The sequence below is a fragment of the Flavobacterium sp. genome, from assembly GCF_035760125.1.
Lineage (GTDB): Bacteria > Bacteroidota > Bacteroidia > Flavobacteriales > Flavobacteriaceae > Flavobacterium.
Genome location: NZ_DASTTN010000556.1, coordinates 1 through 10,351 on the forward strand (window position 1 = coordinate 1; position 10,351 = coordinate 10,351).

At 34.5% G+C, this 10,351-nt stretch carries 6 protein-coding genes; 2 read left to right on the forward strand and 4 right to left on the reverse strand.

Annotated elements, in window-relative coordinates; translation table 11 throughout:
- The 3 genes from VFS71_RS19835 to VFS71_RS19845 form a co-directional block, all read right to left on the reverse strand.
- The coding region (locus tag VFS71_RS19835; protein WP_326403426.1) for an MFS transporter at positions 1–583 on the reverse strand (583 nt) is incomplete at its 3' end.
- Positions 584–593: 10 nt separating this feature from the next.
- Complete coding sequence (locus VFS71_RS19840) at positions 594–821, reverse strand: hypothetical protein (protein WP_326403427.1); 228 nt, start codon at positions 819–821, stop codon at positions 594–596.
- Between the two features lie 11 nt (positions 822–832).
- Positions 833–1,423: a TetR/AcrR family transcriptional regulator gene (locus tag VFS71_RS19845; protein ID WP_326403429.1), complete on the reverse strand. Its 591-nt coding sequence runs from the start codon at positions 1,421–1,423 to the stop codon at positions 833–835.
- Positions 1,424–1,931: 508 nt separating this feature from the next.
- Here VFS71_RS19845 and VFS71_RS19850 point away from each other — a divergent pair.
- Both VFS71_RS19850 and VFS71_RS19855 read left to right on the forward strand, forming a co-directional pair.
- Positions 1,932–6,011, forward strand: a complete 4,080-nt coding sequence (locus VFS71_RS19850) for a S8 family serine peptidase (RefSeq protein WP_326403430.1) — start codon at positions 1,932–1,934, stop codon at positions 6,009–6,011.
- A gap of 2 nt (positions 6,012–6,013) precedes the next feature.
- Positions 6,014–9,034 carry an Ig-like domain-containing protein gene (locus VFS71_RS19855; protein WP_326403431.1) on the forward strand — a complete coding sequence of 1,007 codons (3,021 nt, stop codon included), beginning with the start codon at positions 6,014–6,016 and terminating at the stop codon, positions 9,032–9,034.
- Positions 9,035–9,394: 360 nt separating this feature from the next.
- Here the strand turns inward: VFS71_RS19855 and VFS71_RS19860 are convergent.
- On the reverse strand, positions 9,395–10,351 hold a 957-nt coding region (locus tag VFS71_RS19860), incomplete at its 5' end, for an NADP-dependent isocitrate dehydrogenase (protein WP_326403433.1).

A 10,351-nucleotide genomic window follows, 5' to 3' on the forward strand; every position in this document is an offset into this window, starting at 1 on the left:
TGGGTTCCAATTTAACAGCTATAAAAAATGCCACAATTCCGGCCATTCCCGCTACCCATAAGAATGGAGCGTGCCATCCCCAGGCATTTGCAAGATATAAACCAATAGGAATTCCTAAAATTTGACTTGCTCCAAATCCCATTTGAATAAATCCCATTACTCGTCCACGTTGTTGCATGGTAAATAAATCGGCAACAATTGCCATAGATATTGAACCGATAACGCCTCCAAACAATCCTGTGATGATTCTGGCGGCAACCAGCAAAATGTATGAATTTACAATTCCACATAAAATGGTTCCCGCAATAAAACCTATATAGAAGAAAAGCAATAATTTTTTACGGTCAAATTTATCCGCAAAACCAGCAGTAAGAATCCCAGAAATACCTGCGCTAAAAGCGTATGCCGAAACAACTAAACCAAAATGTGTAGGTTTTAGGCTAAGAGATTTCATTAGTATATCGCCCAAAGGAGACATAACCATAAAATCAAGAATTACTGTAAATTGAGTGATTGCGAGTATAAAAACAGCAAACTTTTGATAACCAGTAAACGGGGTTGCATTTGGCTTTTGTTCTTTCATTTTCTTTTGTTTATTCCAATGCAGAGCATTTGAAATTTTGGTTGTCTAAAAGGTTTATTATTTGTTCTTCGGATAAGGTGTCGCTTACAATTCTTAAAACACAATCAATATCTTCCTGGTCTAGTGTCCATTGATCTATTTCTGAGTTTTGATTCAATACGTTACTTATAGTTTGTTTATCGTTTTCGGTTCTTATATTGGTTGCAAATACCAATATGTTTTCTATTTGGTTTTCCATAGTTAAACTTTTTACGGTGTCAATGCTTTTATCACTAATTCAAATGCTTCGTCAGTTGCTTCTTTGGTAAGTTTAAAAGGAGTTCCTGCCATATTTTTTCCTTCATTATGAAAACGGAGTAAAGTGTATAAAGGGCCATATGCTATACTCCAAAATATCTCTTTGGGCATACAGACTAATTCTTTTTTGTCAATCGCATTTTTTAAAAAATCACCCATTATTGTTTTGAAATCAAATAGGCTTTTTTCCAAAATACAGTCTCTATAACTGGAATGGCTCAAAAGTTCCCAACAAGCCACATTCAAAGGGTATTTTATTGTAAATCGCGCTCTGTTTTCCCATTGTTTGCGCAATCCTTCTTTAAAAGGCATTGATGGTGAAAAGTCTTTGACCATTTCATTAAAGAAATCTTGCCCTATTTCGATTCCAATTTTTTTTATTAAATCCTCTTTATCGGCGTAATAGATGTATAAAGTGGCAACTGAAACACCACATTCTTTTGCCAATCGATTCATTCCAAAGCCTTCAATACCAAGTTTCACAAGCATTTCTATAGCTTTCTGTTTAACTAACTCTTCTTTGTTTGTATCCCTTGTTCGCATTTTTTCTGTTTATGACTAAGCAAAAATATTAAATATAAATGAATGTTCGCTTATTTATGAAAAATTATTTTAAAAATTTACTTGCGGAAGCTGAGTTTGAATGAAAAGGTTTTTATTTTTTTCGGTTTTATAAATCTGGCAAAATTTTAATCAAATTAATTTAGACGAAATTACTCCGAAACTTTTGATGGTTTTAAAACGAAAATCTTGGGTAAAAATTACAATTTTGGCTAATATAAAAATATCGATAAATTGGAATTTGTAGGTTAATAGACTTAAAATCAAATGGTTTTATTTTGCTAAAAAGATTGTGTAAAAGAGACACTAAAAAAAAGCTGTTTAGAGAAGTTAATAATGTTATAATGTTAACTTAATTGTTTAGATTTGTAGAATTATGTGATTTTTAACGTGAATTTTACATGATTTGTTGGCAATTATACAAATAAGTTCACATTGTGAATAATGACCGCACCAAGCCCATCTCTACATTATAAATGAATCTTAAATTATGAAAAAAACTTTACTTCTGTTCTTTTTTGCATCTCAGATTATTTGTTCACAAAACCAAAAACCTCGTCAGGACATAATGAATTTTACTCCTGGAAAGATTATTGTGAAATTAAAGGATAATGTTAACGCCAAAGTTTCTTATACCAGCAAAGGAATTGGCTCGACTACTGAAAACATAGGTAAACTTTTAGGGATTGAAAATAAAGTTTCGAGCTCAACGGTAATGTTTACCCAACAGTCTGTTGAAAAAAGCACGATGCGTAAACAGTCTGGTTTTAAAGATTCTAGATTGAAAGAAGTACACTCTTTAAAAAACACTTTCGTATTAGATTTAAAAGACAAGCAAGAAGATGTTTTGGCGCTTGCTGAAAATCTTAAAAAAGATCCAAGTGTAGAATATGCGGAACCGGATTATAAATTCAGTGTGAATGACTTTACGGTGAATTCTAAAATCTATACAGAAGACGAACTTAGAAAACTAAAAAGCACAACTTCTGTCATTGTTACTCCAAACGACCCTTTGTATAGTCAACAAACAGGTATTCCGGCTACACACATCAATGATGTTTGGAATAGTTATGGAACTGGAAATGGTTCTCAAACAATTGCCATTCTGGATACGGGAGTAGATTATAACCATCCTGATTTGCAACCCAATATCTGGACAAATACAGCTGAATTAAATGGAATTGCAGGATTTGACGATGATAACAATGGCTTTATTGATGATATAAGAGGCTGGGATTTCATTAGTAATGACAACGAACCCCTTGATGACAATATGCACGGTACCCACGTGGCGGGAATAGCCGGTGCTGTTGGTGGTAATAATCTTGGAATGGCAGGGGCAGTTTGGAATGTAAAATTGATGCCTCTAAAAGTATTTCAAAGCAATGGAGAAGGGAATGCGAGCACAATTGCATTGGCTATACAATATGCCAGTGCTAATGGCGCAAAAATTATAAACATGAGTTTTGGTTCTTTTGCGGAATCTATGACAATGCGTAATGCATTGGAAAATGCCTATGCGACCAGTGTATTGGTTGCTGCTGCAGGTAATAATGGAGTGTGTATTGGTCCTGGTAAATGTGAGGACGGACTACCTGGTATGCCTTTTTATCCAGGGGCTTATTCTTTTGTTTTAGGAGTACAAGACATTGCTAAATATTCTAACTATGATCAGGATGGAGTGACATTTTCAGGATATCCAAATCTTTTAAATTACGAACTAAAAGCCCCTGGTTCAGAAATTATGAGTACAGTGCCAAATGGAGGCTACCGTTCTTTGACGGGTACTTCTATGGCAACTCCATTGGTTGCAGGTGGAATTGCACTTTACTTACAACAAAAGCCAACTGATAGCAAGGAACTGTTGTTTGGCAGCTTAATTAAAAGTTCTACATCTTTTGTTGATTTTAAAGCAGCAATTGAAAGCACTCCTGCTCCTGATTTAAAAGTATTGTCTGCAACCAACAAGGATAATAGCAATAGTCAAAACGGGAATGGATTTTTGGAACCTAATGAAATAGTTGATATTTTTCCTTTAGTGAAAAATTATTGGGGTCCTACGAATGATGTGAGAGTAGGTATAGAGTTTGCCGAATTTGAAGACCAAACTAAAGCCACTATTTTAGAAAGTGAGATAGCCATTGGCTCCATATCAGCCTATGCAAACTTGCAAGATTTAACGAAATCTTTAAAAATAAAAATTGCTTCAAACTTAGCCAATAATACAACCATTAAGTTCAATTTAAAGGTTTGGTCTGGACCGAATAAGGACTACTTAACTTCTACTGAATATGTTATTAATGTAAAGAATTCTATACTGTTATTTGGGGTTATCAATCAAGATATGACACTCTTTGCTAATAAGGAATACCTTGTCTCCGACAATGTGATTTTTTCTGGAAATTCAACTATTACAATTGAACCAGGTACAATTATTAAAATTGCTGATAATAAAAAGATTTCATTATTTGATAATTCCCGCATGGTTGCGGTAGGAAATAAAGACGCATTTATAACTTTTAAGAATGAGGCAAATACTTGGTCTGGAATTAGTTTTAACAGTAATAACACAAATAAGTCAATTTTAGACTTTGTGACAATTAAAGGTTTAAATACAAGGTATATATTTGGAGAGAATGAGAATAATTTGGATGCCTCAAATTTACTAGTAACGGATAGTTATATCGAATACTTAATTTATATCTATAATGCCAATTTATCCAAAAGTAATTTTTATTACAACAATTCTTTTAGGTTTGGATATAACACATCAGTTAGAGGGGATAATTTAAATATTATTAGTAATAAAAATCAATACGAAGGAATCAGATTTAATCAAAATGACAACTTTTTTAAAGAATTAAACATATTTGACAATGTAAATTCTTTCGCAATTAATTCTTCAGGGACTACATTACCAATAGAGGCATATTTAGGAATGTCTGATCCATTGAAATACAGAAGAGAAATCAAAGATGCTTTAGTTGATTCTAATGTATCTGGTTTAATGAATATGGGAAGTATCTCGAATGTCCCTTACGAAGTAAACCACGGTATAGTTTGGAAAGTTTTGGTTAACGGTAAAGATGCCCAAGATGAGTATGAGCAAATGGATCCAATAGGAATTGGAAATCAAGAATTTAAAGTATATTTTAACCGAGCAATGGATACCAATTATCCACCACAGATAAGTTATGGTGTTAAGGAACCGTACACTCAAAAAGTCATATCTGAAAAAGGAACATGGTCACCAGATGGTAAAATTTATACCGTTATTCATGAAGTGAAAATTGGAGCTGCCGATGGTATCAATAGAATACGAGTGGAAGGTGCCAGAGATTTAGATTATTTTGATATTCCTGTTGAGAATTACAGATTTAATATGTTGATTCAAAGTGCAGGTTCTGCTTCAGTTGGTTTTGGCGCTACGCCAGGATTAGGTAAGATAGCATTGGATTGGGAAACACCACCTAGCACTGTTCTTGAGGATGTATTGGGTTACAATATGTACCGTTACACAGCAAATTTAGACGGAACGTTTACAGAACCTGTAAAGATTAATCAAAGCCTGATTACTAATCCTGCCATTATTGACTATGATGTAGAGGAAGGAAAAACGTACTACTATAAATATAAAATCCTTAGAACCAGTTTTGAAGAAACAGATTATTCCACTACTGTGTCTTCAAGTCCATTAACCTCTGTGCTTGGTGATGGTAATGGCGATTTAAGTGTGAATGTGATGGATTTGGTTCAATCTGTAGATTATATTTTAGGGAATAATCCAACACCGTTTATTTTCAAAGCAGCTGACGTCAATGATGACAAATCCATTAATGTATTGGATATCGTAGGAACTGTTGATATTATTTTAAATCCAAAAACAGGAAAAATTGCCTCTACCAAAAAACCAATCACTTTTTACTCTAAAGAAGCAGTTGGCGACGCAGTTTTCTATTGGAAAGGAAATGATTTATATGTGGAATCAAAACATGCTATTGGCGGACTGCAACTGGCCTTTAATACAGATTTTAAATATGCAAAATCGGATGCTATATCCAGTTTTGAATCGATTTCATACCAACAGGATAATCAAAAAGTAATAATGATTTACAGTTTTAATGGCAACGAAATACCTGCTGGAAAGACAAAATTATTGACTAAAAATGCTGATGTATTGGGTATTTTAGATGTTGATAAAGCGGTAGTAGGGACGCCAACGGGTAGAAAACTTAATGCTTTGTACAATAAAAATGCAATACCTGATATTGTTGCTCCTTTGCAAACTAATTTTTCTGTCATTACCAGTTTATCACCTAATCCAACTAGCGGAACAGTCAATATAGAATATTACCTTCCGGAAAAAATGGATACTGTTTCTTTTAGTGTTTTTGATTTACAAGGTAAAAAAGTATGGAGTCAAAACAATTTTAAAAACACCTCAGGATACAGTACTGCTAACTTGGAATTAAATAGTCTTAGTGATAATATGTACATTTTGGTTATGGATGTGGAAAGAAATGGAGAGCTTAAAGATCGTATTGTTAATAAAATAATTGTTAAGAAATAACAATGAAATTAAAGATATATTTTCTCTTTGCTTTTTTGACAGTTGCCTCGCTAAAAATCTATGCGCAAAATACCTTGTCGATTCAGGCTGTTGAAGTAGGAACTAACACCGATTTCAATTTAGACGTCTCATTACAAAATCAGGGTGGTATAGCGGCTTTGCAATTTGATATTAATTATGACGCTGCTGCTTTTGCATTACTCAGCGGACATGAATTAACTAGTGATGCTCCTAATCATTCCTTTTCGGTAAGTACCCCTTCACCGGGTACAGTTAGGGTTATCGTTTTTTCGGCATCCAATGCGGTTTTAAAAACGGGCTATGGTTTGTTGCTGAGACTTAAAATGAAGTCTAAAATGACTCCAGGTACTTTTAATTGTAGTTTTTATAATGTTGTGGCCTCTTCAGCTACCAGTACAACGATACCTATTTCGGGAACCAATCAAAATGTTATGATAAAAGGGCCAATGCTTAGCCTTTTGAGTACTGGGGTAGATTTTGGTAGAACTCCAATTGGAACTACAGCAACACAACAAATTTCGATTGAAAACACTGGTAACCTTCCTTTAATTATTAATGGGAGTACTGTGAATGCACCTTTTACTATTGTTGATTCTTATCCTGTTAGCATCAGTCCAAACGAAACCAAAAATATAACGATAGGGTTAAATACTGCTGCTAAAATAAATACTTCATTAAATCTAGGGTTTCAAAATAATGACCCAGATCCTATTAGAAACATTCAGACGATTCCATTAAGTGCGACGGTTTACGCTGTAAATGAAATCCATATCGGGAATGGCAGTGGCACCATTAATGATGATATTGAAATCCCTGTTTATGTGAACAATATGGAGTCTTTTAGTGGAGTTCAATTTGATGTTTTACTACCCTCCGGTATCTCTTATGTGAATAATTCAATCATACAGTCACAACGATTCAATGGACATACCGTTAACGCTTCCGTTATTAATGGAAATACATTGCGATTTATTGTCTATTCAGCTTCAAACAAAGATTTTATTGGAGACAATGGAGAATTGTTGCGATTCAAATTAAAACCGACAGTGTCGTCAGGAACTTATGATTTGAACATTTCGAATCCAATACTTTCCAATGCTACTTTGGGTAATATTGAATCCGATTCTTTTAATGGTTTTGTCCAAATTAATTCTCCAAATCTTGCGATAGATAACACTGTAATATCCTATGGGAATACCCCAATTACTGAATCTAAGACAAGCAATTTAATTTTAAGTAATACAGGTTCTTCGTTGCTAATAATAGATTCCATTGTTACATCTTCTGGTCAGATTACCATAGATGCTACTTTACCTATTGAAATTTTACCTGGAGAAAGTAAAACGGTACAGTTAAATTATAAACCAACAGCCATCGGCCCTTTTTCGGAAACTGTTTCTTTTAGATACAATGGACCAGATATACAGAAAATAGTAAACGTTCAGTCTGTCGTTTTTTCTCCCAATTATGTGATGGTTAAAAATCAAATGGGTATTAAAAATCAATTGAATAATTTTTCAATTCTGCTCAAGAATAATGATGCAGTAAGAGCTATTCAATTTGATATTGAGTTACCTTCTGGTTTCAATTTACAGTCCGCTAATCTCTCGACAACAGTAAGGTCTGTGGGTTTTAATGTGTCAGCTTCACTATTAAGCGCAAACAAATATAGAATAGTGTTATATAGTTTTTCTAATACTTCCCTGAGTTCAGGAAATGAATCTACTATTAATTTCCCAGTCTTTTTAGATTCTAATCTTAATTCAGGGAGTTATTCTTTTGTTTATTCAAATGTGATTTTAAGTAACATTGCAAATCAAAACATTAGCAGTTTAGCTTTAGAAGATGGAAAAATAACACTCAATGATGTGCCAATAGCGGTTACAGACCAAATTATCGTTGCCGAAGGAGGTACAGCCACAACCATTGTTGGTGGGGCAACAACCATTTTGTCAAACGATACGGATACAGAAAACGATGCTCTTACGGCTATCCTAGTTTCTGATGTAAGCAACGGAACTTTGACTTTGAACAGTAATGGAACTTTTAGTTATGTTCATGATGGTTCCGAAACAACTTCCGACAGTTTTACTTATAAAGTAAATGACGGTACTTCAGACGGCAATGTGGTTACTGTTCTTATATCGGTTACACCAGTTAATGATGCGCCAATAGCGCTTGCAGACCAAATTACCGTTGCCGAAGGGGGTACGGCCACAACCCTTGTTGGTGGAGCCACAAGTATTTTGTCAAATGATACCGATGCAGAAAACGATGCTCTTACGGCTCACTTGGTTTCTGGTGTGAGCAACGGAACTTTGACGTTGAACAGTAATGGAACGTTTAGTTATGTGCATGATGGTTCCGAAACAACTTCAGATAGTTTTACTTATAAAGTAAATGACGGAACTTCAGACAGCAATGTGGTTACTGTTCTTATATCGGTTTCACCAGTTAATGATGCGCCAATTGCGGTTGCAGACCAAATTACCGTTGCCGAAGGGGGTACAGCCACAACCCTTGTTGGTGGAGCCACAAGTATTTTGTCAAACGATACCGATGCTGAAAACGATGCTCTTACTGCTCTCTTGGTTTCTGGTGTGAGCAACGGAACCTTGACGTTGAACAGCAATGGAACGTTTAGTTATGTCCATGATGGTTCCCAAACAACTTCCGATAGTTTTACTTATAAAGTAAATGATGGAACCTCAAATAGCAATACGGTTGTGGTAGGTATAACTATTACGAAAAATTTATCAACTGGTTCATTTGAAAAAACAGTTTTAGTAAAAGCATATCCAAATCCTACAAATGATATTATTGTCATAACAATACCAGATGAATTTGATTTAGAAAAAATTGAACTGTATAATAGTTTAGGACAATTTGTTGCACGTTATGATAAAAATACAATATCGCTTAAAAGCCTAAGCAGTGGCAATTATTTCTTAAAAATATATACTTCAGGCGGGGATATTACTAAAAAGGTAATTAAGGTTTAACCGATTATCTAATTAAGTTTGTAATCAGAAGTAATAAAGATTTTAGTAAAAAAGGATTGCCAAAAATATTTTTGGTAATCCTTTTTTTTTGCTGGAGTTTGATTTTTTTTCGGATGATAACAAAAAAGTAAAAGGTTTCCCTTTAGCCCCGATAGCAGTGAAAATCCTCCCTATTTTTTCGGGAGATTGTAACGGATAGCGGGACAATATTTTCAAAAATGCCAAATTTTTCTGCTCCAAAATAATAATAGAATTTTGATTTTAAATTCTGTGTAAATCCGTTCAATCCGTGGCCTACCTCCATAAAAAAGACAACCGTTTCCAGTTGTCTTTTGAATATAAATAGAAGCTTTTTTTGAATTAAGCTAGTTTTGCTAAAATACCATTGAAAGTATCGCTTGGACGCATTGCCTTGTCTGTCAAGGCAGGATTTGGTTGATAATAACCACCAATGTTTTGGGCTTTACCTTGAGATCCTATTAATTCACTATTGATTTTAGATTCATTTGCAATAAACTCAGTAGAGATAGGAGTAAAAATTGCTTTCAATTCAGCGTCTTTGTCTTGAGCTGCTAAAGCTTCAGCCCAGTACATCGCTAAATAAAAGTGTGACCCACGATTATCAATTCCACCTAATTTACGAGAAGGAGATTTGTCAGTTGCCAAGAATTTTTCGGTAGCAGCATCCAAAGTTTCAGCCAAAACAATTGCTTTAGAATTGTTTAAAGTTTGTCCTAAGTGCTCTAATGAAGCTCCTAATGCTAAAAATTCTCCAAGTGAATCCCAACGTAAGTATCCTTCTTGGATGAATTGCTCAACGTGTTTTGGTGCCGATCCTCCTGCTCCAGTTTCAAATAAACCACCACCATTCATTAACGGAACGATAGAAAGCATTTTTGCTGAAGTTCCTACTTCCAGAATTGGGAATAAATCTGTTAGGTAGTCACGTAATACGTTTCCTGTTACCGATATAGTATCTAATCCTTTGATGATGCGCTCCAAAGTAAAGTTGGTAGCCTCAATAGGATTTAGGATTCTGATATCTAAACCAGTTGTATCGTAATCTTTTAAATATTTCTCTACTTTTTGAATTAATTGTTTGTCGTGTGCTCTGTTGTTATCCAACCAGAATACGGCAGGAGTATTAGACAAACGAGCTCTGTTTACGGCTAGTTTTACCCAGTCTTGAATTGGAGCGTCTTTTGCTTGACACATTCTGAAAATATCGTTTGTTTCTACACTTTGTTCCATCAAAACAGTTCCGTTTGTATCGACAACACGAACAACTCCGTCCGCTTTCATTTGGAATGTTTTGTC